Annotated in this window: 25 protein-coding genes; 6 read left to right on the top strand and 19 right to left on the bottom strand. The window is 62.6% G+C overall.

The features are described 5' to 3' along the window. Nucleotides 1-3: 3 nt before the first annotated feature. The 4 genes from ACRQDJ_RS00950 to pyrH all read right to left on the bottom strand — a co-directional run bounded on the left by ACRQDJ_RS00950 (nucleotide 4) and on the right by pyrH (nucleotide 2,989). A complete protein-coding gene (locus ACRQDJ_RS00950) occupies nucleotides 4-543 on the bottom strand; it encodes a DivIVA domain-containing protein (RefSeq protein WP_284904317.1) in 540 nt (179 codons plus the stop codon). A 158-nt stretch (nucleotides 544-701) separates the two neighbouring features. Further along, nucleotides 702-1,580: a phosphatidate cytidylyltransferase gene (locus ACRQDJ_RS00955; RefSeq protein WP_284904318.1), complete on the bottom strand. Its 879-nt coding sequence runs from the start codon at nucleotides 1,578-1,580 to the stop codon at nucleotides 702-704. After that, nucleotides 1,580-2,137 carry a ribosome recycling factor gene (frr, locus tag ACRQDJ_RS00960; RefSeq protein ID WP_016442491.1) on the bottom strand — a complete coding sequence of 186 codons (558 nt, stop codon included), beginning with the start codon at nucleotides 2,135-2,137 and terminating at the stop codon, nucleotides 1,580-1,582. The genes ACRQDJ_RS00955 and frr overlap by 1 nt, the downstream gene beginning before the upstream one ends. Before the next feature lie 102 nt (nucleotides 2,138-2,239). Next, on the bottom strand, nucleotides 2,240-2,989 hold the full coding sequence (pyrH, locus tag ACRQDJ_RS00965; protein ID WP_284904320.1) for a UMP kinase: 750 nt from the start codon (nucleotides 2,987-2,989) through the stop codon (nucleotides 2,240-2,242). A gap of 64 nt (nucleotides 2,990-3,053) precedes the next feature. On the opposite strand from pyrH, the gene ACRQDJ_RS00970 reads away from it, so the two are divergent. After that, the gene (locus tag ACRQDJ_RS00970; protein ID WP_026428539.1) at nucleotides 3,054-4,148 is read left to right on the top strand and encodes a YeiH family protein; all 1,095 of its coding nucleotides are present in this window, start codon (nucleotides 3,054-3,056) and stop codon (nucleotides 4,146-4,148) included. Nucleotides 4,149-4,318: 170 nt separating this feature from the next. Here the strand turns inward: ACRQDJ_RS00970 and ACRQDJ_RS00975 are convergent, their stop codons facing one another. The 3 genes from ACRQDJ_RS00975 to rpsB all read right to left on the bottom strand — a co-directional run bounded on the left by ACRQDJ_RS00975 (nucleotide 4,319) and on the right by rpsB (nucleotide 7,387). Continuing rightward, complete coding sequence (locus tag ACRQDJ_RS00975) at nucleotides 4,319-5,200, bottom strand: formate/nitrite transporter family protein (protein ID WP_284904323.1); 882 nt, start codon at nucleotides 5,198-5,200, stop codon at nucleotides 4,319-4,321. Between the two features lie 433 nt (nucleotides 5,201-5,633). Beyond that, complete coding sequence (gene tsf, locus ACRQDJ_RS00980) at nucleotides 5,634-6,482, bottom strand: translation elongation factor Ts (protein ID WP_284904324.1); 849 nt, start codon at nucleotides 6,480-6,482, stop codon at nucleotides 5,634-5,636. 29 nt (nucleotides 6,483-6,511) lie between these two features. After that, complete coding sequence (gene rpsB / locus ACRQDJ_RS00985; protein ID WP_284904326.1) at nucleotides 6,512-7,387, bottom strand: 30S ribosomal protein S2; 876 nt, start codon at nucleotides 7,385-7,387, stop codon at nucleotides 6,512-6,514. A gap of 708 nt (nucleotides 7,388-8,095) precedes the next feature. Between rpsB and ACRQDJ_RS00990 the strand changes: the two genes are divergently transcribed. The 5 genes from ACRQDJ_RS00990 to ACRQDJ_RS01010 all read left to right on the top strand — a co-directional run bounded on the left by ACRQDJ_RS00990 (nucleotide 8,096) and on the right by ACRQDJ_RS01010 (nucleotide 12,528). Continuing rightward, nucleotides 8,096-9,058, top strand: coding sequence for an ABC transporter ATP-binding protein (locus ACRQDJ_RS00990; RefSeq protein ID WP_284904327.1), 963 nt, complete (start codon nucleotides 8,096-8,098; stop codon nucleotides 9,056-9,058). A 14-nt stretch (nucleotides 9,059-9,072) separates the two neighbouring features. Continuing rightward, nucleotides 9,073-9,801 (top strand): ABC transporter permease, encoded by a 729-nt coding sequence (locus tag ACRQDJ_RS00995; protein WP_284904329.1) that lies wholly within the window; start codon nucleotides 9,073-9,075, stop codon nucleotides 9,799-9,801. Then, complete coding sequence (locus ACRQDJ_RS01000; protein ID WP_284904330.1) at nucleotides 9,801-10,553, top strand: ABC transporter; 753 nt, start codon at nucleotides 9,801-9,803, stop codon at nucleotides 10,551-10,553. The genes ACRQDJ_RS00995 and ACRQDJ_RS01000 overlap by 1 nt, the downstream gene beginning before the upstream one ends. Then, nucleotides 10,550-11,656 carry a ribosome small subunit-dependent GTPase A gene (gene rsgA / locus ACRQDJ_RS01005; protein ID WP_284904331.1) on the top strand — a complete coding sequence of 369 codons (1,107 nt, stop codon included), beginning with the start codon at nucleotides 10,550-10,552 and terminating at the stop codon, nucleotides 11,654-11,656. Before ACRQDJ_RS01000 ends, rsgA begins: the two co-directional genes overlap by 4 nt. 245 nt (nucleotides 11,657-11,901) lie before the next feature. Beyond that, a complete protein-coding gene (locus tag ACRQDJ_RS01010) occupies nucleotides 11,902-12,528 on the top strand; it encodes a M23 family metallopeptidase (protein WP_284904332.1) in 627 nt (208 codons plus the stop codon). A gap of 83 nt (nucleotides 12,529-12,611) precedes the next feature. Here ACRQDJ_RS01010 and ACRQDJ_RS01015 read toward each other — a convergent pair whose 3' ends face one another. From ACRQDJ_RS01015 to rpsP, 12 genes are all read right to left on the bottom strand, one after another. After that, complete coding sequence (locus ACRQDJ_RS01015) at nucleotides 12,612-13,547, bottom strand: tyrosine recombinase XerC (RefSeq protein ID WP_026428531.1); 936 nt, start codon at nucleotides 13,545-13,547, stop codon at nucleotides 12,612-12,614. Nucleotides 13,548-13,568: 21 nt separating this feature from the next. Continuing rightward, nucleotides 13,569-15,002 carry a DNA-processing protein DprA gene (dprA, locus tag ACRQDJ_RS01020; protein ID WP_284904334.1) on the bottom strand — a complete coding sequence of 478 codons (1,434 nt, stop codon included), beginning with the start codon at nucleotides 15,000-15,002 and terminating at the stop codon, nucleotides 13,569-13,571. Continuing rightward, complete coding sequence (locus ACRQDJ_RS01025; RefSeq protein WP_284904336.1) at nucleotides 14,989-16,509, bottom strand: YifB family Mg chelatase-like AAA ATPase; 1,521 nt, start codon at nucleotides 16,507-16,509, stop codon at nucleotides 14,989-14,991. Before ACRQDJ_RS01025 ends, dprA begins: the two co-directional genes overlap by 14 nt. Further along, nucleotides 16,506-16,931, bottom strand: a complete 426-nt coding sequence (locus tag ACRQDJ_RS01030; RefSeq protein WP_284904337.1) for a YraN family protein — start codon at nucleotides 16,929-16,931, stop codon at nucleotides 16,506-16,508. The genes ACRQDJ_RS01025 and ACRQDJ_RS01030 overlap by 4 nt, the downstream gene beginning before the upstream one ends. A 128-nt stretch (nucleotides 16,932-17,059) precedes the next feature. Further along, entirely contained in the window at nucleotides 17,060-17,383 is a 324-nt protein-coding gene (locus tag ACRQDJ_RS01035) for a DUF2469 domain-containing protein (protein WP_026428528.1), read from the bottom strand. Further along, nucleotides 17,383-18,060 (bottom strand): ribonuclease HII, encoded by a 678-nt coding sequence (gene rnhB, locus ACRQDJ_RS01040; RefSeq protein ID WP_284904338.1) that lies wholly within the window; start codon nucleotides 18,058-18,060, stop codon nucleotides 17,383-17,385. The genes ACRQDJ_RS01035 and rnhB overlap by 1 nt, the downstream gene beginning before the upstream one ends. A 5-nt stretch (nucleotides 18,061-18,065) precedes the next feature. After that, on the bottom strand, nucleotides 18,066-19,121 hold the full coding sequence (gene lepB, locus ACRQDJ_RS01045; protein ID WP_435717716.1) for a signal peptidase I: 1,056 nt from the start codon (nucleotides 19,119-19,121) through the stop codon (nucleotides 18,066-18,068). A gap of 736 nt (nucleotides 19,122-19,857) precedes the next feature. Further along, nucleotides 19,858-20,211: a 50S ribosomal protein L19 gene (rplS, locus tag ACRQDJ_RS01050; RefSeq protein ID WP_016442470.1), complete on the bottom strand. Its 354-nt coding sequence runs from the start codon at nucleotides 20,209-20,211 to the stop codon at nucleotides 19,858-19,860. Between the two features lie 120 nt (nucleotides 20,212-20,331). Next, on the bottom strand, nucleotides 20,332-21,870 hold the full coding sequence (gene trmD / locus ACRQDJ_RS01055) for a tRNA (guanosine(37)-N1)-methyltransferase TrmD (RefSeq protein WP_284904405.1): 1,539 nt from the start codon (nucleotides 21,868-21,870) through the stop codon (nucleotides 20,332-20,334). Between the two features lie 8 nt (nucleotides 21,871-21,878). Next, the gene (gene rimM / locus ACRQDJ_RS01060; RefSeq protein WP_284904342.1) at nucleotides 21,879-22,538 is read right to left on the bottom strand and encodes a ribosome maturation factor RimM; all 660 of its coding nucleotides are present in this window, start codon (nucleotides 22,536-22,538) and stop codon (nucleotides 21,879-21,881) included. A gap of 100 nt (nucleotides 22,539-22,638) precedes the next feature. Continuing rightward, a complete protein-coding gene (locus tag ACRQDJ_RS01065; protein WP_026428525.1) occupies nucleotides 22,639-22,878 on the bottom strand; it encodes an RNA-binding protein in 240 nt (79 codons plus the stop codon). After that, nucleotides 22,878-23,357, bottom strand: a complete 480-nt coding sequence (gene rpsP / locus ACRQDJ_RS01070) for a 30S ribosomal protein S16 (RefSeq protein ID WP_126135005.1) — start codon at nucleotides 23,355-23,357, stop codon at nucleotides 22,878-22,880. The genes ACRQDJ_RS01065 and rpsP overlap by 1 nt, the downstream gene beginning before the upstream one ends. Nucleotides 23,358-23,471: the final 114 nt, after the last annotated feature.

The raw sequence follows: 23,471 nt of genomic DNA on the forward strand, positions 1-23,471 counted from the left end.
TGTTTACTCCACCGCAAGCAAGACGCTGACAGCTCGCTCGAGGAACACGTCCACGACGGCCTCATCATAAGCATTTTTTCCGCGTGATTCCGGGAAAATAGCATCCCGTACCACTTCAGAGGTTACGGTTTCTTCGCCGTCGAAATACCGGGCGAGGCGGTCAAGAAGCTCATCAACGTCCGTTTTGCGGTATCCCCAGTCTTCGGCGTCGGCAAAACGTTGCCCGGCCGGGCGTAGCAGGCGCGGGTAGAGACTTTTGGCATCCTGGTAGGCGAGGTTGAGCCAGGCCTGTTCCCCGCGCGCCCCGATGGTATTTGCGCGCTTGAGGTGAATAAAGGCGGCTTCGAGGCGATCAAGGGCGGCATCCACGCGGGCCGGATCGTATCCGCCGCGCTGGCGGGAAAACCCGACGCGCCGCACATCCGTTTCGTCCATATCGCCAGTTCCCCGCGAATATGCGTCTTTCGCGCGGGCGAGGAAATCATCGACCTGCTCGGTATTGTATCCGCGCGTGAGCGGACCCACTCGCTTAAACGTGCTCACAACTCACCTCACTTGTCTGTGCCAGCACCACGGTGCCGGCATGCCGACCTTCCCTCTTAATGTGCCGCACTCATTTTGCCATATGCGCCCGCCACGCGCCGCTCTCGCTCACAGCGCAGCACCGCCCGGTACTACGGTGTGGAAATTTGGAGAGTCCTTCAGAACACCCCTTGCGCCGCAGCGAAGAAGAGGTAGCAGAACGGCGCCCAGAGCAGGATGGAATCGATGCGATCCAGCATGCCACCGTGCCCGGGGAAAATTGCTCCCATATCCTTGACACCGAGCCAGCGCTTGAGGCGTGATTCAAGCAGATCACCGGCGGTGCAGCACACCACCGCCGCCATACCGATGGCCAGCGCCCACCACGCGCTGTGCCCCAGGGCCACCGTGGCAAGAAGAAGTGCCACCACCAGGCAGGCCAGCACCGACCCGGCCAGCCCCTCCCAGGTTTTCTTCGGGGAGATGCGCGGGGCGAGCGGATGGCGCCCGAAAAGCACGCCGGCGGCCCAGCCCCCCGTGTCATTGGCAACGGGCAGGAGGATGAGCGCTGCCACCATCCACGCTGGGGAATCAAGCTGGCACAGCGCCACCGCGAAACTCCCCAGCACGCTAATCCACAGGGAAACGAAAACTGCGCAGGCGGCGTCGCTCACCTGTGCACGCGCCCGGTCGCGTATCCCCAGCCACACGGCGCAGGCCACCACCGTCGCCCCGAACGCCAGCATGGCGGCGCCGAGTCCGCGCCACCAGGCAAGCGCCAGTATGGCGATATTCCCGGCCAGCAGCATCGTGAGCGGGAGTCGAATACGGCGCGCGAGAAACGCGCCCGCGGCCTCCCATACAGCAAAGCTGAGCGCCACCACCACAAGCACCACAAAAAGCTCGATGCGCCAGAGAACGCTAAGCGCCACCAGCGCCAGCAGGATGAGCGCGGTGGGGACGGCGGCTTTGAGATTCCGGCCGGCCCGCGAGGAGGTGGGGCGCGGCGGTTGGGGGGGACGCGGAGCGAGCATGCTCCGCAACGAGGGGCGCGACATTAGATTTCGAGCAGGTCCTTTTCCTTGCCTTCGAGGAGCTTATCGATCTGCTCCACGAAGCTCTTCGTCAGCTTTTCCAGTTCGTCTTCGGCGCGCTTGACTTCATCTTCCCCGGCCTCGCCATCTTTTTGAATAGCTTCGAGGGTGTCCTTCGCCTTGCGACGCACCGCGCGGATGGACACGCGCCCATCTTCAGCGCGGTTGCGAGCCAGCTTGACGTAGTCCTTGCGGCGTTCCTCGGTCAGGGCCGGGAGGTTCACGCGCAGCACGTTGCCATCATCGGAGGGATTGACGCCCAGGTCAGATTCGCGCAGCGCCTTGTCGATCCCTTGCTTGGCACCCGGATCGAACGGCGTGATCATGACGGTGCGCGGTTCGGGGATGGTGATGGTGGCTAGCTGCTGGAGCGGCGTGAGGGTGCCGTAGTAGTCCACCAGAATCGGGTTGAACATCCCGGCGCTGGCCCGCCCGGAGCGGATATGCGAAAATTCTTCGCTGGTTGCTTCAATAGTTTTGCCCATCTTTTCGCGGGCTTCGCGCAAAGCTTCTTCAATCATATTTTTTCCTTCGCAGTTTCGTTCACGGCGCGTAGCTACGTGGTACGACGACGCAGCAGCATCCACGCGCCCGATGTGACATATCTTACCGGCTTAGCGGGGCTATGCGCCCTGAGCGGAGACCACCGTTCCAATATTCTCACCGCGCAGCGCGGCGGTAACATTCCCCGGCTCGGTCATCCCGAAAACCCGCATCGGCAGGGAGTTATTCCGCGCCAGGGCAAAGGCGGCGCCGTCGGCCACCTGGAGGTTGTGGGAAAGCACTGTATCGTAGCTAATGGTGCTGAGCTTTTCCGCTTCCGGATGGGTACGCGGATCGGCGGTATAGACTCCGTCTACCCCGTTCTTGCCCATGAGGAGCTCATCGCAGCGCAGCTCAAGGGCGCGCTGGGCGGACACGGTATCGGTGGAGAAGTAGGGCATGCCGGCCCCGGCGCCGAAAATAACCACCCGCCCTTTCTGGAGGTGGCGGATGGCGCGCAGGGGAATATACGGTTCGGCGATCTGGGTCATCTGGATCGCGGTTTGCACGCGGCACTGGGTGCCGGCCTGCTCAATGAAATCCTGGAGCGCGATCGCGTTCATGACGGTGCCGAGCATCCCCATATAGTCCGCCCGGGCCCGATCCATTCCGGACTGTTGCAATTCGGCTCCGCGGAAGAAGTTTCCTCCGCCTACAACGATGGCCACTTGGATTCCCGAAGCCGCCGCTTCGGCAATTTCCCCGGCGACGCGCTGGAGCACTGCGGCATCGACACCGACGCTACCCGCCCCAAAAGTTTCTCCAGATAGTTTTAGAAGAACTCGGCGGACTCCATCCGAGCTCGCGTCATGTTCCAGTAGTGTCACCATTGCCTCCCGTCGCTCAGTTCATCGGGCTTAACCATACCAGCGCGCGCTGAGGCATAATATCCGGGTGTCTAATAAAAATACTTCTTTCGACGCCGCCACGTGGGCGGCGTCCTTGCGCGCCCTCACGCCGGGCGTGCTGCTCGCCGCTCTCATCGCGGTGGCATCCTGGGGCTTGAGTAAGTTGATGCCCCTGCTCTCTGCCATGCTCTTCGCCATCGTACTGGGCATGCTGGTGCGCAACCTGGGACTTATTCCCCGCTCGGCCAACCGCGGTCTCACCTTCACGTCCAAGCGGGTGCTACGCACCGGAGTGGTGCTCCTGGGGCTGCGCCTGTCCATCCCCGCAATTTTGGGACTGGGCTGGGGCACTCTTATCACTATCATCACCTGCGTGACCGCAACGATGCTCATTTCGGTGCCGCTGAGTAAACTCCTGCGAGTGCCCCATGCCTCGGCTATTCTCACCGCCGTGGGCACCTCAATCTGCGGAGCCTCCGCGGTGGCCGGAACCTCCGCCGTGGTGCGGGTACGTAACGAAGATGAGCGTGATACCGCCGCGGCAACCGCCATTGCCTGCGTCACGCTTTTCGGTACCCTCACCCTGGTGGCCCTCCCCTGGCTGGCCCACCTGCTGGATTTGAGCGCCAATCAGGCGGCGGTGTGGATGGGTGCCACCATTCACGAGGTTGGCCAGGTGGTGGCCGCCGCGAATATTTACGGTGGGGTGGCCGATACCGCGACCGCTGCCAAGCTCGGGCGCGTGGTGTGCCTGGCCGCCGTTATCGCCGTGGTGGGGCTACTGGAGCGCGCCGCTAAGCAACGTGAGGCCCGCGCCGCGGGGCTGGACGGGGCGGCGCTTGATGCCCACGGGCACACCCGTAGCTCTGCTCCCCTCATCCCGCTGTTTGTGCTCGGCTTCCTTATCGCGGTGGGGATCGCCTCCGTGCTGGAAAACCAGGCTTGGGCGGCCAGTGCCTTGCAGATTCTTGGTAACGACGTTGCTAACTGGCTTCTCATCGCCGCCATGGGCGCCATGGGCGCCGGTGTCCACCTCAAGACGATTATGCATACGGGGGCACGCACCGTCCTCTTCGGTTTCCTTCTCACCTTGGTGATTGTGGGGATCGGGCTGGCTTGCGTGGCCGTTTTCGTGGTGTAGCAGCCGCGTAGCATCCGACACACGCGAAAGCGGGGGCCTCCACTCAGGAGCCCCCGCTTTCTTTGCCCCGTGGCCGGGTAGAAATCTTGCCCAGCAGTCGGGATGGCCATGCGCCCGTACCTGGGGATGTCCTTGCCCCGTACCCGGGGCGATGGCTATGGCACCGTGGATTACTTGAGCGGTGCGTCGTAAACGTCGGCTGCGTCGTCGTCACGCAGATACGCAACCCAGAAGTAGGTGGCGAGGATGAAACCGCCGCCCACAATATTGCCGAGAATCACCACACCGATATTGAGGGCGACGGCGCCCGGCGTGAACGCGGCGTAGTCGGCGAGCCCGTGGCCGGAAGCGAGCACCGCTTCGGAATTCCAGAAGGCATCCCCGCCCCAGTACTTGCACATGAGGCCGAGCGGGAGCAGGAACATATTGGCGATGGAGTGCTCGAAGCCGGCGGCAACGAAGAGCGGAATGGGACACAGGCAGGCGAGAATCTTATCCGCCGTGGACCGCCCCGACTGCGCGATCCACACGCCAGCGCACACCGCGATATTCGCGAGCACACCCAGCAGGAAGGACTCGGGGATAGAATGCGCGGCCTTGCCCGCCGCCGTGTGGAGGGCAACTTCGCCCCATGCCCCGCCGTTGGCGAGCGCCTGGCCGGCCCCGAAGACGAGCAACGCCAGGAACAGTGCCCCAACGAGATTGCCGGCCAGGGAGGTGCCCCAGTGAGCGAAGAAGCGCCGTGGGCGCACCCGCTTGTGGTAGAGCGGCATGACCGTCATCGTGGTTGAGGTGAAGAGGTCCGAGCCGGTCAGCACCACCAGGATGAGGCCGACGGAGAAGCACAGGCCTCCCAGGACTTTCGCCGGGCCGAGCGGCCCGTCAGCCAGGCCCTGTTGCGACGTAATGTAGAAAATGTATCCCATGCCAATGAAGGCACCGCCGGAGAGCGCCATCACGAAGGATCGCGTCAGCGGTTTCTTAGTTTTCTTGTATGCCGCGCGGGCGTTTTCAACCGCGAGGGTATGCGGATCAGGAATGGTTATGCTCACCTCTTACTCCTTTGTCAGTTCAGCGCCCCTCATCTTATGTGAAAGTGCCCGCTGAGAGCTATAGATATTTACGAGCAGATAGAGACGGGGCACGGTGCGGACGGCGGGCCCTACGGTGCAGGCTACGGTGCTCTGGGATGGCGGGCCAGTTCGCGGCGCATCATGGTGATCGCCCCTCGCCGACGGTGCGGACGGTGGGCTGGCCCCGCCCCGCGGCACGCGGGGCGGCGTCGTCGTACTAACGGCGCGCATCACCGCGCACACACCGCACCGGCGCCCACCAATCGCACCGCACCTACACGCAAGGCACCGGCGTTACATACAACGGAGGGCGGGACGTACTCTCGTACCTCCCGCCCTCCGGCGTTTAGCGTTATCGCAACCGAAAGCTAGGCTCCCGGCAACCGGAAACTACATCCCGGTGCGCGCAAACTTACTCAGCGTGCGAACCGACGCGCAGGCGCTTGAAACCGGTCACCTTGCCGCCGGTCTGGGACACGATGGTCTTGACCGGGGTCTTCGGCTCGCGGGCGTAGCCCTGCTCCTCGAGAACGACCTGCTTGTAGAAGCCGTGCATACGGCCTTCCACGATCTTCGGCACGGCCTTTTCCGGCTTGCCTTCGGCGATGGTCGTTTCGGTGGCGATGCGCTTTTCGGTTTCCACCACGTCGGCCGGAACGTCCTCGATGGAGAGGTACTTCGGGTCGAGCGCGGCGATGTGCACGGCGATGTCGTGCGCAACTTCGGCAGCCTTGGCATCGGTGGCAACCAGCACGCCCACCTGCGGGGGCAGGTCGGGGTTGGTGCGGTGCATATAAGCTTCCACGTGCTCACCCTCGAGGACTTCCACGTGGGAGACTTCCATCTTTTCGCCGATGACGGCGGTCATGGCGGTGATGCGATCCGCAACGGTGCCGTCGCCCAGCTTGGCGGCGAGCAGCGCTTCCACGGTATCGGCGCCGGAATCCACGGCGGCGGTGAGGATCTCATCGGCCATACCGATGAACTTCTCATTCTTGGCCACGAAGTCGGTTTCGGCGTTGATCTCCACGAGAATGCCACGCTGGCCGGCAGCGGTATCGGATACGTGCGAGGCCACCAGACCGTTCGCAGCGGTGCGATCCGAACGCTTGGCGGCGGACTTCATGCCCTTAACGCGCAGGATCTCTTCGGCCTTGGCGGAATCCCCCTGGGCTTCGTCGAGAGCCTTCTTGGCGTCCATCATGCCGGCGCCGGTCTTGTCACGCAGCGCCTTCACATCGGCGGCTGTGTAATTAGCCATGCTTCACTCCTCACTTGTAGCGCTCAGGCTTAGGCCTGGGCGTCAGCTTCTTCGGACTTGTTTTCTTCGGATTCGGTGGCTTCGGCCGGAGCTGCTTCGGCTTCCGCGGCGGGAGCGGCTTCTTCAGCCTTGGGGGCTTCTTCGGTAGCTTCCCCGGCCGCGAGAACTTCGCGTTCCCATTCGGGCATCGCATCTTCGGTGGCGTTCTTGCCGGCACCGCGGGCCAGGAGGCCTTCGGCTACCGCATCACCGATGACGCGGGTGAGCAGCCCGACGGCGCCGATGGCGTCGTCGTTACCCGGAATCGGGTAGGCCACTTCGTCCGGATCGCAGTTGGTGTCCAGGATGGCAACCACCGGAATATTGAGCTTATTGGCTTCGGAGACCGCGAGGTGTTCCTTGTTGGTGTCCACAACCCACACGGCGGAGGGCAGGCGGTGCATATCGCGCAGGCCGCCGAGGGTCTTCTCCAGCTTGTCCTTTTCGCGGGACAGCATGAGGAGTTCCTTCTTGGTCAGGCCCGAGCCGGCAACGTCCTCGAAGTCCATCTGCTCGAGTTCCTTGAGGCGTTCAATACGCTTGGCAACGGTCTGGAAGTTGGTGAGCATGCCGCCCAGCCAACGTTCGTTCACGTAGGGCATCCCGGTGCGTTCGGCCTGTTCCTTCACGGCTTCCTGCGCCTGCTTCTTGGTGCCCACAAAGAGGATATTTCCGCCGTGCGCCACGGTTTCCTTAACGAAATCGTAGGTGCGGTCGATATCGGCGACCGTCTTGCGCAGGTCAATAATGTAAATCGAGTTACGATCCGTGAGGATGTAACGCTTCATCTTCGGGTTCCAACGGCGGGTCTGATGCCCGAAGTGCACACCAGCTTCCAGCAGCTGGCTCATGGTGACGACAGCCATGCGGCGTCCTTTCTCAGGCGCCATCGGGGCGATGGCGCGGTATCGGTTCTTGCACGACGGCGGAATTGCCGCCGCGCCCTGGTGCCCACGAACCACGGTTCCCAATATGCGCCACCCACTGGGCAGCCCATAGCGGGACCGATCCGCGACCCTCGTATGCGGGCACGCGTATTACGACCGGAGATAACCGGCCGCCTGTACATACTACCCCACCCGGAAAAACGGGGAACGGCGGGCGGATGTGATTTTCGCGGGAATATTGCGGCTAGAGAGTGTGCGCACGGGGCGGGCACATAGACGGGCCTGGTAAGCACGTATACGGGGCGGCGCGTATATGGTGCGGGACCGTCAGGGCGAGCGCCGCTCGCACACGTGCACCCGCTACGTCTCACGATGCGGCTGAGGTTGTACAGCGTTGCCACATGACTATAGGATGACCTGCATAGTTACTAACACTGCAATCTAGGAGCGACCTGCCCTATGAGAGTCCTTGAATCCAACACCTATCGCATCAAGGAAATTCTCTTTATATAAAAATGCGAGAAAGTCGTATTCTCGCACGCGTTTAGCGATGATGCGCGCCCGGAGCTTATAACTACTTTTCTGAAGCCTCCGGGTGAGTACGCCTATGTACTTTCCTAAATGGCGGGTGCGGGAGGGGTTCATGCTGCCCTGAATACGGCAATTGGATTGATAAGGACAAGGATTTTGATAGATCCTCATATTCCCGTCCTCGATGTCGCCCATGTGCGGCGCGTTTTCGGGAAAGATAAATTTGTTGCAGTTGAAGATGTGTCCCTCCAGGTGCAGGCAGGCCAGGTGCATGCCTTGCTCGGTCCGAACGGGGCCGGGAAAACCACAACGGTGCGGATGTGCGCCACCTTGCTGGCCCCCACGTCGGGGCAGGTGCGGATCGCGGGGATTGACGCGGTGCGCCATCCGGAGAAGGCACGCTCACGCCTGGGCCTGGTGTTAGGCGGCGACCTCGGGTTTTATCCGCGGGCTACGGCGCGCGATAATCTCCTCTATTTTGCCGACCTGCAAGGGGTGGCGAGCGGGCAGCGGCGCGGCGCCGTCGCTGATGTTCTTGAGCGTGTCAAGCTCACCGATTCTGCCGGGGCCAAGGTGGGCCAGTTTTCGCGCGGTATGCGCCAGCGTCTCCACCTGGCGCGCGCCTTATTGGGCGCCCCGCCACTCCTTCTTCTTGACGAACCGACCACGGGGCTGGACCCCGATGTCGCGCTAACGGTGCGCGATATTCTCCGCGAGGTTGCCGCCGGCGGCGCCGCCGTGCTCCTCACCTCGCATTCCATGCCGGAGGTGGAAGAACTGGCGGATATCATCACCGTCATCGGCACCGGCAAAATCGCGGTTCGCGGCAGTGTGCGCGATATTGCGGACTATGCCGGGGTGGGTGCAACCACAACGTTCACACTGGGTGCGCGCAAGGCAGATATTTTCGCGGGCCTCGAAGCTGCGTTCCCCGAAGCGGTGATTATTCGCCGTCCGCGCGCGGGTAATTGGGCGGTCACGATCTATTGGGATGCGCGCTCCGGTGCGCAAGCCGAACGCCTGGTGGCGCTTCTCGGGCACGAGCCGGAGGACCTGGTGACCCGCCCGGCCTCGCTGGAGGAAACGTATCTGGCGCTGGCAGATGGGTTGGCGCGGTGATCCGGCAGTTACGTATGAGCGCTTTTCACGTGCGCCAATTTGTGTCTGTCCCCTATTTTATCCAGCTCATGGTGACGACGACGCTCGCCACCGCACTGGTGCAATTCCTGAGTTTCCGAGCTTTCGGGACTATGAGCGCGACGCAGGGGTGGGTGCGTGCCGGGATTATCGGCATGTGGACCACGGCCACTTGCGCCGCCGGAATTATTGGTTTCGAGCGTTATAAGGGCACCCTCGTCTACCTGGTGAGCGCGCCGATTGGGGCGCTACGGAGCCTAGCCGCGGTGGTGGCATCGGCCGGTTCCTTCGGGCTGGCGGCATTCCCGGTGGCCTGGGTGACGTGGGCTCTGTGCTCCGCCTCAATCACCTTTACTGCACCGTCGTGGGGTTTTGCGTGCGGCGTCCTTCTGTTGTGGATGGGTTGCTTGAGCGTATCCTTCGTCATCGCCGCGCTTTTCGTGCTCACCCCGAACGCGATTAGTTACGAAGGTCTGCTTCTGGTTCCGATGTTTTTAGCATCCGGGATTCTTTTTACGACGACGGCGCCACCTGCCTGGCTGGCCTATCTCTCCCTCTTCGTCCCCCTCTCGATGCCCACCTCCCTGCTCTTCGGAGAAGCTATTACCTGGAGCGACGTGGCGATCTGGGCGGTCGTGCTGGGTACGTGGCTGGCAGCGGCGGGTGTGGCGGGACGCGCGGCGCTGCGCCGTGCTACCCGCTCCGGGACTTTGGAGGTGATGTGATGCTGACGCGTTATCGCTCGATTATTCGGGTCTCCTGGGCTTCGTCAGTGACCTTTGCGACGGTGGGGACGGCGGTGACCGCCCTCCTGGTGCTTCCGCTCCTCGACGTGCTTTTTGATGTGGTGCTCGGCAATGATGTGGGAACCCCGGACCTGGTGCGCACCGGCTATGCCGCGGCGCTGGTTGCTTTGGCCACGTCGGTGGCCTCCGGAGTGGTCAGCGCGGTGGCAACCGACCGGGCGCTGGGGATCTTCCAGGAAGTTCACCTGCGCCGTCGCTTCGACGTGGTGTACTGGGTGGCGGTGGCTACCGTTCCATGTATCTTGGCGGTCTCCACCGGTAGTGCGGCCATCGGCGCCGTCTGCCTGCTCTCCCCGGACAAAGATGCCGCGCTGCTGGGGCGAGTGACGCTCTTAGCGGTGGCTGCTTTGGTATGCGGGGTGCTGCTCGGAGTGGCAGCGGCCGGGATCGGGGTGGATCTGCCCGATCCGTATCTGGGGGCAACGCTACTCGCGACGTTCTTGCCGGTATTCACCGGGGTTATTGTGCCTCTCGAGTACTACCCGCCCGTGCTGGCAGCACTGGCGAATGCCGTCCCCCTCTCGGGAACCATTGCCGGTATCGCTGAGCCGGCCGGGTGGCTGGTAGTCCGCGATATTGCGGTTGCGGCGCTCTGGGCCGGTATCGGTGTATTAGCGACCCGCCATGCGGTGGCCCGGCTGCGTTCGGGTATGCGGAGGGATGTTTTATGACTTTTCTGGGTTTTGATGAACGCTGGGCCGCCTACCTGACAGTCGCGGAAATGAGCCTTGGCGGCGCCGCGCGCGTGCACGGCGGGCGGATCGCCGCGGTACATCGCGGCGCCGTTGAGGTTCTCCGCGTTGATGAGGCCGGTGCGCCGGACGAGGTGCCGGACGGGGCTGCGCATGGTGCGCCGGACGGGGCACCGTTGCGCATTGACCTCGATATTCCGGGCCACTGCCGGGATAGTGAATCCTGGCCGCCGATGGTGGGTGACTGGGTAGGCGTGGATGATGCCGGGCATATTCTCGACATTTTGCCGCGCCGGACCTACCTCACCCGCCCGTCGGTGGGCCGTGCTGCTCTCGAGCAACCTATCTGCGCGAATATTGATGTGGTTCTCATTGTGGAACCCGCGGTGCCAGCAGCCAGTCGCGGGCGTATCGAACGCTTCGTGGCCCTGGCCCACGCGAGCGGGGCCCGCCCCTGGCTGGTGCTCACGAAGGCGGACCTGGCAAACCCGGCAGATCTTCAGGAACTGGGGGAAGGGTGCGAAGAAGTGCTTGCGCTTGATGCGCGCTCGGCTGTGGACGTGGCGCGACTCGTTGAGCTCCTCTCCGGCACGGTCGTGGTGGTGGGGCGCTCCGGCGCGGGAAAATCCACCCTCACCAATACCTTGCTCGGAGCCACCCAGACGGTGGGAACGGTGCGCGAAAGCGACCATAAGGGTCGGCACACCACCACCGGACGCCAGCTGGTTTGCGGAGAACACTTCGCGGTCATCGACACTCCCGGGGTACGTGCACTGGGAGCCACGATGGACACGGAGGCGATTGCGGATACCTTCGCGGATATTCGCGAACTAGCTGCTTCGTGCCATTTCGCGAATTGTAGCCACGGGCGAGAGCCGAGGTGTGCGGTGCGCGAGGCATGCGCGAGCGGTGCTTTGGACGTGGACCGGCTGGATCGCTATCTGCGAATGATGGCGGAGGCGGAGCGGTTACGCTCCCGCAGCGATGCGAGAACGGCGCGGAGCCAGGACCGGCACGCTTCGAAAGAGAATACCCGCGGGCGGCGGGAAACGATGCGCCTAAAGGGCAAAAACCGCGGATAACAGCGCAAAATCCCGGGGCGAGCGCCCGGATACAAGCCCGAGCTATCCACAGGATGCTGGAACGCATCGACTATCCACAGCCTGCGGTGGCCCTCTGGCAGGCGAGTCCTAGCCAGGGCATGCTCAGCCCTATGAAGACTCTCAGGATTTTTGCGACTCAATTCCCCGGTGCACGCTGTGGCCCGGGCACCAGTACCCGTGCCCGGGCCGCAGTGCGCTCGCGCTCCCGTGCGGGGCGCATAATCGTGGCACGCTGCCTGGCTGCGGCCGGCGCAGCTCTTACCCTGGTGGCGAGCCTTATTTCAGAATCAGCATCTGGCACGGTGGCGGCGTCGTCGGATAATACCCCCGCGCCGGCCGCAACCTCGACAACGGATAGCGAGCCGGAAAAACCACTTACGTCCACGCCCGTGGCGGACGCTGAAAATGTAGCCCATACGAAAGCAGCGCAGCCTCGCGCCACCGGCTTCCACTCCCCTACCGGTAGCGCGCCGGTGGTGACCCGGCCCTTTGATCCGCCCAAGCACAATTGGCTGCCCGGGCATCGCGGTGTCGATGTGGAGCTTCCAGCGGGGAGTCCGGTGCTGGCTGCTGGCTCGGGCACCGTGGTGTATGCCGGGATGCTCGCGGACCGCCCCGTTATTTCTATTGAACACGCCAATGGCCTGCGCACCACCTATGAACCCGTGGAGCCAAGCGTGCACCGCGGGGATACCGTGAGCGCCGGGACCGTGATTGGAACGTTGCTGGCCGGCCATGAGGATGGCGGGCGCTTCCCCGGGGATGTTTTGCACTGGGGCGCACGGCGCGGGAAAACCTATATTGACCCGCTCTCGCTCCTCTACCGGCGTGAAATTCGCCTGTACCCGTAACATCCGTGACGCTCACGTGACGCTCGTGTGGTATTTCAGGGATGCTTCTGTGGTGCTTCAACGATGTTTCTGGTGAGGAGTACTTAGGCCCGCGGATGGGCCTGCGCGAATGCGGCCCGCAGCCTATCTGCGCTGACGTGGGTGTAGCGCTGCGTGGTTTGCAGGGAGGAGTGGCCGAGAATCTCTTGGACGCTGCGCAAATCCGAGCCGCCGTTGAGAAGATGCGTGGCGGCGGAATGGCGCAAATCGTGGGGGGTAATATCGGGCACCCCCGCGCGGCTGGCGGCACGGTGCACGACGTCGCGCAGCGAGCGCGGGTTGAGGCGCCTACCTTGCGCCCCCAAAAAAAGCGCCCGAGTCGGTTCTTTCATAAGAGCGGCACGCGCAGGCAGGTATTCTTGCACGGCCCGCATGGCCGGCACCCCGTACGGGACCACGCGTTCCTTATTTCCTTTTCCGACGACGCGCACCGTCAGATCGGGGCGAACCTGGTCAATATCCAAGGAACAGACTTCGCTCACGCGCAAACCCGCCGCGTACATGAGCTCGAGAGCCGCCCAGTCCCGGTAGGCAAGAGCTTCTCCGCTCTCAACAGCGTGGCTTTTCGCATTATTGAGCAATTGTTGGGCCTGGTGCTCGTTGAGAACATGCGGGAGCTCGTTGGTGACCCGAGGTGATTTCAGCCTAGAAGCCGCATCCGAAGCGGTATAGCCGCACCGGTATGCCCAGGAACTAAAAGTTCGTATCGCGGCCGATTGCCGGGCCATCGAAGCCAAAGCGCTACCGTGTTCGCGCGAATGTGCTAGCCAAGCCCGCAGATCAGCGAGATCCAGGTGTTCGAGGTCAATATCGAGGTCGGATAAGTCCTCATCCCCCGCTTTGTTTCCGGTGGATAGCTCGTGGAGAAAAGTGAGGAGGGAGAGCACCTCATGCAGATAGGCGCGGATCGTATGTTCGGAGTATCCGCGGCGCAGCCGCAATTCTCGCTCATAACGTTCCAAGATATCTGCTACTCGCATGCTCCCCAGTTTATGCCAGTCTTAGGAGGACCGCTGCCGGCTCGCCTCCCGAGCCTGGGGCGTCAGGCGCCACTTCCCTCCTCGACTTTCCGCGATTCCTGCTACCTCGAGTTTCCCGAGGGCCGCCATCACCTCAGCAAATCCCATTCCCGCGGTCTGCGCTATTTTATCCAGCGGCTGGTAATTACGAGCCGGTAGCGCATCACGCACCCGCACCGCCCGCGGATCACCGGCAAGCGGATCGGTAACGGCAAGCCCGAGCCCTAATTGCACCCCGCTGGCAAGGGCACGAGTGACCGTCCGGCTTGCGGCTCCGCTACGGTCATGAGCCGCCCCGTTTCCCTGCGCCGCAGTCCGAGTGCGATTGACATGGAGGAGTTGCTGGCCGGCGCTAAAGCCGAGCATTTCCACAATATCTTCCACCCGGGTAATGCACACTGCACCTTCCCGCAGCAGCCGGTGGCATCCCGTTGAGCACATGGCGTAAATGGAGCCGGGTACTGCCCCGACCGGGATGCCGTAGGTATGGGCGTGCCCCGCGGTGTTAATGGCGCCCGACCTGTAGGGAGCTTCAATAACAACAACGGCTTGTGATAGGCCAGCAATGATCCGGTTTCGGGCCAGGAAACGGTGCCGGTGGGGAGCATTGCCCGGTGCGGTTTCGGAGAGGGCGAGCCCGCCGGTATCAAGAATCCGCGCGAAGAGTTCCTGGTGGGCTTTGGGATAGGGGCGGTTGATCCCGCTGGCGAACACCACCGCGGTCGGAGCATTCGCAAGCACGGCGCCACGGTGGGCGGCCGCATCAATACCTATGGCTCCCCCGGAAACGATAAGGGCACCGCGTTCGGCCAGCTCGTAACTAAAATCGGTGGCGATCTTTTCGCCATAGTCGGTAGCGGCGCGCGAGCCCACCATCGCGAGCGCGGGACGATCCAGTGCCGCGATATTTCCTTTCCACCACAGCCCCAGCGGACGTTGTTCCCCGAGCTGCGCTAAGGATTGCGGCCAGGTGGGGCTACCCGGGTACGTGAATCCGTAGCCTCGGTTGAGTAGTTCGCGGTCGCGCGCAAAGCCCTGTGCATCGTACCGGGCGCTCCAGCGGCTAGCTGCCGCGCGTAGCGGTTCAGGAACTGGTGCGCCTGCGCGTGCTTCCTCGAGCCAGGCAAGCGCTCCGGCGTAACCGAGGTTATCGGTGAGAGCAACGGCGTGGTAATCCTCCCCTTCGGCCAAGCGTGTCCACGCCATTGCTGCGGTTTCTTCTTCCCAACCGGCAGCGTCTGTTCCGGTGGTTTCCGGGTGAGCCGCTCCTGTTCCGGTAGTTCCCGGGTGAGCCGCTCCTTTTCCGGTAGTTCCCGGGTGAGCCGCTAGCGTGTCGGCCGTTTCCGCGGCGGTGCCGCTCGCGCCGGCAGCTCCCGTTATTTCGCTGCTGGTCCGGGGTGTTTTATCCTCCGTCATAGCCAGAATTTCCTTTCCCGCGCAGGGCGAACGCCCCGGCAACGTCGTCGGTGGTGGGTTGTGTATGGCCGGCTAGGTCTGCGAGGGTCCAGGCAACTCGCAGGATTTTATCCGCGGCTCGCATGCTGATGAGGCCGCGGGTGAGGGCCTCGCTCAGACTCGCGCTTGAGCTAGTTGCTAACTGAGTGTGGGCCCGGAGCCAGGTGCCTGGGATAGCGGCGTTCACGTCCCAGGTTTCACTCCGGAAGCGGTGGTGTTGGCGTTCGCGTGCTTCGCGCACCCGCGCGGCAACCGTTTCGCTGCTATCGCCGCTATTGCCCGCGGCTAATTCCGCCCGGCTCGGCCTGGGCAGATTCACCATGAGATCGATGCGATCCCGCAGCGGACCTCCGATGCGATGCTGGTAGTGGGCGCGGTCCGCTCCCGAACAGGTGCAAGAGGTTGGGGAATCTAGTAGCCTGCCGCACCGGCACGGGTTTCCTGCTGCGACCAGTTGGAAACGAGCCGGGAAGCATACCGAGCCTTGGGCGCGGTGAATATGCACTTCTCCGGATTCCATGGGTTCGCGTAAAGATTGGATAGCCCGGGTGGTGAATTCGGGAAGTTCGTCGAGAAAAAGTACGCCGTGGTGCGCGAGGGAGATGGCGCCGGGGCGGGGCCGGCTTCCGCCTCCCACCAACGCGGTGGCACTCGACGTATGATGGGGCGCCACGTAGGGAGGTCGGGTGGTGATCTCCTCAAATTGCCCCACAATGGAGCGAATACTGGCACTTTCTACGGCTTGGGCGCGGGTGAGGGGCGGCATGATTCCCGGTAGGCGGGTGGCGAGCATAGATTTACCCACTCCTGGTGCTCCGATCATGAGGAGATGGTGGCTTCCCGCGGCTGCTATTTCCAGGGCGTGGCGGGCCAGGTATTGGCCCCGTACCTCTGAGAGGTCGCCCATATCAGTGCTGGTGCGAGGCTGGGCTACCGGCACAGGTGGCGGCGGTGGCACCGGGTCACTGGCCGCTCCCAGGCGCTGGGCGATCTGGGTGATATGCCAGATTTCTCCCACCTGGATCTGGGCGAGTGCAGCTTCGGTTCCGCAACCGTGGGGAACGATGGCGTGCCGGAAGCCGTGGTGGGCGGCGCCCAGCACGCACGGTAATACTCCCCGCACCGGGCGTACCGATCCGTCCAGACCTAATTCGCCCAGGAAAACAGTGCCGGGTGGCAGGTGGGTGTGGGCTTGCGCAGCGAGGATGGCGGCAGCAATTGCCACATCAAAAGCGGTGCCGACTTTCGGGGTATCTGCCGGGGACAGATTGACGGTGACGCGCCCGGCCGGGAAGTTGATCCGGGCGGCGGCGAAAGCGGCCCGGATGCGTTCGCGTGATTCGCTCACCGCCGCATCAGGCAGGCCCACAATCGTGAAATTCGGCAGACCTGAAAGGATCGCTACTTCCACCCGGATGGGCAGGCCCTGGACTCCGAGGATCGAGACGGTATGGGAGGTGCCAATCATGAGGCATTCCGCAGATGCTCGATGGTAACGGGACCGGAGGTGGGCACGGTGACGGCCACGATATCCACCGCGAGATCAGGGTAGTGCGCGCCATCAGCGTGGAGCCACTGCGCCAGGAGGCACCGGAGCCGGCGATACTTTTCGGGGCTGACGGCCAGCGGTGCCGGCACCGTATTGTGCCCGCGCCGGGTTTTCACCTCAACCGCAACCAAAGCCCCGCTGGGTTCTTCGCGGCATATCAGGTCAATTTCCCCGCGCCGGCATCTCCAATTCTGGGCCAGCACCTGGTAGCCGTGTTCCCGCACATATGCGGCGGCCAGGCTTTCTCCCCATTCCCCTAGCTCCCTGGTGGTGGCGGAAGCGGGAAGCGGGGCAAGCTCGCTGCGGGCGATGCTGGCATGCAAAGTTTCACACTGGTACATGCCCCTAGTGTGGCGCGGAAATTACCGATGGTTGCTCGAGGGGTGCGTGGCTGGGGATAGCGTCGTCGTTTCAGAAACCTGTGGATAAAAGCGAGCTCCCCGAGAACTCACAACGCAACAGCCTCCAATTAAAGAGAGGAGCCGGGCAGATCGAGTTCGCGGGTAATATCGGTCTGGTTGAGCTCTTCAATATTGACGTCTTTGAAGGTCACCACGCGTACCGAGCGGATGAACCGGGAGGTGCGGTAGATATCCCACACCCACGCATCGGTGAGATTCACTTCGAAGAACACATCCCCTGCCGTGGAGGATCGCACTTTCACGTCTACGTCGTTGGCGAGGTAGAAACGCCGTTCGGTTTCCACCACGTACCGAAAAATCTTCACAACATCGCGGTACTCGCGATATAACGCGAGTTCCAGTTCGGCTTCGTAGCCGTCAATCTCGCTCATTATTCACTCCTTACCGCGGGCAAATGCCACGACATTCGATGATACGGGCTCGGCCCCACCTGCGCGATAGCTTCGAGGTGGGAGGGCGTACCGTACCCTTTGTTATGTTCCCAATCGTAATCGGGAAATTCTTTCGCGAGCGCCTCCATATAGCGGTCTCGTTCAACTTTAGCGACGACGGAGGCCGCGGCAACCCCGGCGCAGGAAGCATCCCCTTTAATCACGGTGGTGACCGGAAGCTGCGGGACGGTCGGTTCGGCATCGAAAAGGGAATCCTGGGCCCACCAATTGTGCTTTCCATCAAGAAGAACGGCATCGGGGTGCAGTCCTTCTTTTTCCAGCTGGGCGAGGGCGTCCGCGGCTGCGCAGCGCAATGCTTCAATAATTCCGACCTGATCGATAACGCTGGCGGGGGCGCTTCCTACCGCAACCGCTAGCGGCCAATCGCGGGCTGCCTGGTAGATCGTTTCGCGGCGGTGCGCGCTCAGCATTTTCGAATCGCGTAATCCGGGCGGGAAAGCATCCGGAGTATTTCTGTCCAGGAGAGCAATACCCACGCAGACCGGCCCGGCGATAGCACCGCGACCCACTTCATCCACGGCGGCGAGAATACGCCCGCCGCGTTCCTCGAGCCGAGCTAACAGTTCTTTTTCAACTGTACGATCAGGTTCCTGCACGCGTGCTACCTGCCCTGCCCGGAGAGCGTGGAGCTAGGCAGCCCCGGCTGGGCCGCCGTGGCCGCGTATAAGGAGCGCGGATCAACGGGGTTCTCCGGCAGCGCAAGCCGCACACTTGCGGGCGCAGCAGGTTCGGGAACACCGGCGAAAACGTGGCTCATATCAGGTAGGCGCCCGTGGCGGCTCCACGGAGCAAAAACGTACCAGGCCCGGCCCACCACATTATCTACCGGCACGAATCCGTTTCCGGATTCACGCTGGTGCCAGCGCGAATCCTTCGAATTGGCGCGGTTATCCCCCATCATCCACAGGTAACCTTCCGGGACCTTCACTTCAAATTTCTGCAAGGAGGGTGAAACCCCGTAATTGAGATATTCCTCCGTGATCGGCACGCCGTTGACCTGCAAACGGCCATCTTCTCCGCAGCAGCTGACGGTATCCCCACCCTTCGCAATAATTCGTTTCACCAGGTAGTGGCCAGAATCCGCCGGAAGAAGCCCGATGCCTTGCAGGATACGAGTGCCGGTTTGGGCAATCCAGGAGCGGTTTTCTTCCACATCATCCAGCCAGCCGCCCGGGTCCACAAAGACCACGATATCGCCGCGGCGTAAGTCCTCATTATCGGTCACCATGCGGTTCACGAAGAACTTATCCCCGGTACTCAGCGTAGTTTCCATGGAACCGGAAGGCACGTTAAAAGCTTGGATAAAGAAGGTTTTGATAATGACGGAAACCAGAAGAACGACGGCGACAGTCAGGGCCATCTCCACTACGCTGCGCAAACGTGAATTACGCACGGGGGCTTCCCGGGTCTCAGCATCGGGGCGTACCGGAGCAACCTCAGGAGGGTACGAGGGCGGCTGCTCCATATTGGCAGCGGAGGACTGACCGTCCGTTGTATTCATGGTGACTCCTCCGTGATTGACATGTGCTTCCGCCCGGGCTAGATCATCTCGCAAAGCTTCGGCATAGAGGCCTTCATCAGCATTGGAGAGCTGCTCCGTGAGCGTCAGCCGTAAGCGGGCTTCAGCTGCATTTATCTTAGCGGGCCCCTCCGACACGTTTTTTGCTCCGTTGGATTCTGGTGGTGTGGGCGGGCAAGGCGCTGGCTCGGAATCTGGCCCTGGTGCTGGTGTTGCTGAGGTGTGCCCCGTTGCGGGGGTCGCGGCGGAAGCAGCTGCGGCGGTAACGGTGCCGCGAGCGGCTGGAGCTCCGGTGAAAGCGACGGGAGCTACTGCAGGAGCGATGGAAGCAGCGGCGGGAGTGGCCTCCGAGGCTGGTGACTCCTCCGCGTCAAATAGCTCATCGAGATCCGGTAGCTCATCCACGTCCGGCACAGCTGAAGGTTCGAGGAACGCCGGGGCCGCGTACGGCTCCGGCAGCTCAGGTGGGGTAGGGGTGGAGGTAGGGGTAGCGGCCCGGCGGCCGCGAGCCTGGCTCCGGTGGGTCCGCCCTGCTGGCCACCGCGAGGCATCCTCCGATGCCCGTGACCCGCCTGACGTGCCCTCGCCCATACGCCCCTCCGCCTGAAATAGATAAAAGATATGCGTATTCCATGCTACCAGCGCGCTTGAGCGTACCTAAGGTTATCCGCGCCGTCGTGCCACGCTATTTTGGCGAGGCTCCAGGAATGCTCCAGCCCTCGCTCACCGTTATTTGCTGCTACCTTCGGTTACTGGCGGATACCGGGAGAAATTCGCAGCTATCGCGGGTTAGTAACCAGGACCAGCATGGGTATAAAAATGGACCCGCACCGAGATGCGGGTCCATATGTGAACGAGAAGTTCGTACCGTTCCTTACTTGGAGTCGGTGCGACGTTCGCGAATCTTCGCTGCCTTACCGTGGCGATCACGCAGGTAGTACAGCTTGGCGCGACGCACCCGACCGCGGGTAATCACTTCGATTGATTCGATGGAAGGCGAATGCACCGGGAACTTACGCTCCACGCCCACCCCGAAGGAAATCTTGCGGACATCGAAGGTGGCGCGCAGGCCATCACCCTGGCGGGCGATAACAACACCCTGGAACGCCTGGGTACGGGTGCGGTTACCTTCCACGACGCGCACGTTCACACGCACGGTGTCACCGGCGCGGAAATCGGGGATATCGTCGCGCAAACGCGAAGCATCAACTACATCAAGAGTCTGCATTATTCATTCACTTTCCGCCTCTGCACGCAGGCCAGGGGCGCTGTTATCGGTTAAGATCTCGCCGATGCGCGACCCCCTGCGGCAGGCTCAGCGCATTATGAAAGCGAGGAAACTCCACTATTATGCCACAGTCAGCGGACAGGCAAAAATAAGATCCGAGTTGATTACCTCACCCACCTGGAATTCCCGGGTTGCTACTTTTCGGAAACCACAGCGTTTGTAGAAACGTTGGGCCCGCCGATTGTCTTTATTCGTTCCGAGCCACAGGTAGGGTGTTGGCGCCGCCTCAACATCAGGGATTCGGGCCCGGCACGCCTCCACCGTTGCCCGCCAGAGCAGATCCGCTACCCCGCTGCCGTGCCAGCTGCGCTCCACATAGAACTTAGAGAGCTCAAGCAACGGGCCCTCCCGTTCCGGAAGGCGCGTGAATGGCGCACCGTCCTCACGCCCGGCTACGTCGTCGCCCTCCATTCCCACCACGCTATCGGGCAGCAAGGTGAGACTGTACCCCAGCAATTCCCCGCGTGACTCTCCGCTGGCGGCACGCACCACCACCGCCATCCAGTGCGGGTCGGCAAGGTAGTTTTCGAAAGCTGCGACGGAAAGATTCTCAGCTACGAAAGCGGCGATATCCGCCTCGCTGAGGTAACGCGGGCATGCATCGGGGAAGGTACGGGTGGCCAGCTCAGCCAGCTCGGTTGCGGTGCGCCGTCGCGCCCCGTCCGGGAACGCGCCGGCCGGTCGAGTCTCGCCCAGGAACGCGCCGGCCGGGTCCAGCCCGTTCTCGAGTGCTCCACCCGAAAACGTTTTGTTCGGTTGCGCCCCGTCGCCGGAAACGACGGCGCCAGCAGCCCCCAGGACCTCAGTATCCACCGCCACCGGGTGTACGTCGCTGGTGCGCCACACATAGCCCGCCGCCGCGAGCGCCGGCCGGTCGTGTTTGTCCAGCTGCGAGGTATTCAGCTCCGCGATCATATCGGGACGGCGCGCAGCGGTGCGCGCGATAGCTTCGTCGCGCCGGTAACGCGCCACCGCCCCGTGGTTACCGCTCAGCAGCACCGCGGGTACCTCGAGCTCTCGCCAGCTAACGGGGCGGGTGTAGACACGGTATTCGAGCAAACCTGCCGCACCGTGCGATTCTTCCACGAGGGACTCCGGGTTACCCACCATGCCGGGAATGAGACGGGTAACGGCCTCCACGAGAGCCACTGCCGCCACTTCCCCACCGTTGAGGACATAGTCCCCGAGGGAAAACTCCTCCACGCGCACCCCGTGCCCGCGGTAATGTTCAGCTACCCGCGCATCGATTCCCTCGTAGCGCCCGCAGGCGATAATGATACGTTCCCGGGTTGCCAGGTCTTCCACGAGGCGCTGGGTGAGGGGCCGCCCGGAGGGGGTGGGAATAGCAAGGGTGATTGTTTCCGGTGCGCTCGGACCGATAAGGTCATCGAGCGCACGGCCCCAGACGTCAGGTTTCATGACCATGCCAGCCCCGCCCCCGATGGGGGTATCGTCCACGGTGCGGTGGACGTCGCTGGTCCAGTCGCGCAGATTGTGGGTGCGAATATCGACGACGTCGCGACGGCGCGCCTTGCCCACCAGTGATAAATCGAGGACATCGAAGAATTCCGGGAAAACCGAGACGAGGTCAATGCGCAAGCCCGCCATTACTCAGCTTCCTCCGCACCGTCTTCCTCCGTAGTATTCGCTTCGGAGGTGCTTTGGTCCGCGCCGTTTTCACCTGCGCTGCTTTTCCCCAGGCCACTTTCCCCCGCGGCACTGAGGGCACCGGCCAGGTCATCACCTTCCACCACGATCATGTCGTCATCGGAGAAAAGCCCGGCCGGGGCATCCACGACGACGCAATGGTCGTCCAGATCCACGGCGGTCACAATCTCACGCACGAAGGGAACGCGGGCGATGCGGCCATCAGGCTCACGCACCACCAGGACATCCTGGGCGGGGCCATTTTCCAAACCGGTGATAATTCCGAGCTCGTAGCCTTCCGGGTCGAGTACTTCCAGACCGCGTAGCTCGTGGGCGTAGTAAGCGTCTTCTTCGGGCTCATCTTCATCGGTTTCCACGATGAGTCGCACCCCGCGCAGTGCTTCGGCGGTATCGCGGGTGGTTGATTCAGCGAAGAGCGCGTAAGTGACTCCCCGGTATTCGCGGGTGCGGGTGATGGTGAGCGGCCCGAAATCCGCCGGATCGGTTTCTAGCTGGGTCCCGACCGCGAGGCGGCGTGCAGGTGAATCCGTGCGCACATCCAGGCGGACTTCCCCTTTGAGTCCGTGCGGTGCCCCGATAATAGCTACCGTTAGTTGCATCGTGTCCTTCTTTCAGCTCCCGCACACGGCGGGCAACGGTGGTGGCTCATACAAAACCGGCCCGCAACCCCGAAAGGTTGAGGGCCGGTATGCCGCTACGTTAGTTACGATCCGTTTCGATAACATCCACGCGCACGGAGCCTTCATCCGAAAGCGCGTTGACGACGGTACGCAGAGCCTTGGCGGTGCGCCCGCCGCGGCCGATCACCCGACCGAGATCGTCAGGGTTAACCCGAACTTCCAAAAGTTCGCCACGACGATTACGTGATGCCGAGACCTTGACATCATCCGGGTAATCAACAATTCCCTTGACCAGGTGTTCCAGAGCGTCCGTCAGCATTAGGCTTCCTCAGTTTCCGCTTCGGTAGCTTCGCCAGCTTCGGCTTCCCCAGCTTCAGCGGCGGCAGCAGCCGCAGCTTCCGCTTCGGCCTTCGCCTTCGCTTCGGCGGCGGCAGCACGGCGCTTTTCGGCGTCGTCCTGGACCTTCTTGACCGCTGCGGCGCGCGCTTCTTCAGCGTTCACAGTTTCCGGAACACGCAGGCGGCCTTCCTGGCCATCCTTGTATCCCTTGAACTTCTGCCAGTCACCGGTCACCTTGAGCTGCGCGAGCACGGCTTCGGTGGGCTGAGCACCCACGCCGAGCCAGTACTGGGCCCGATCAGAATCAATGCGGATGGTGGACGGCTGGGTATTGGGATCGTAGTAACCGATTTCCTCAATAACCTTGCCATCGCGCTTGACACGCGAATCCGCCACGACGATACGGTACTGGGCCGCACGGATCTTACCCATGCGCTTCAAACGAATTTTGACTGCCACTTTTGTGGTCAATCCTTTCTCATTGGGGTGGGTTACCCGGCCGGTTGGGGGACGCGCACCGTGCAACCCGTGAACACAGATGACACCGGGTTGAGAGGGACCCGGCATCTTCCA

Source organism: Actinotignum urematis (assembly GCF_051264595.1).
Classification (GTDB): Bacteria; Actinomycetota; Actinomycetes; order Actinomycetales; family Actinomycetaceae; genus Actinotignum; species Actinotignum timonense_A.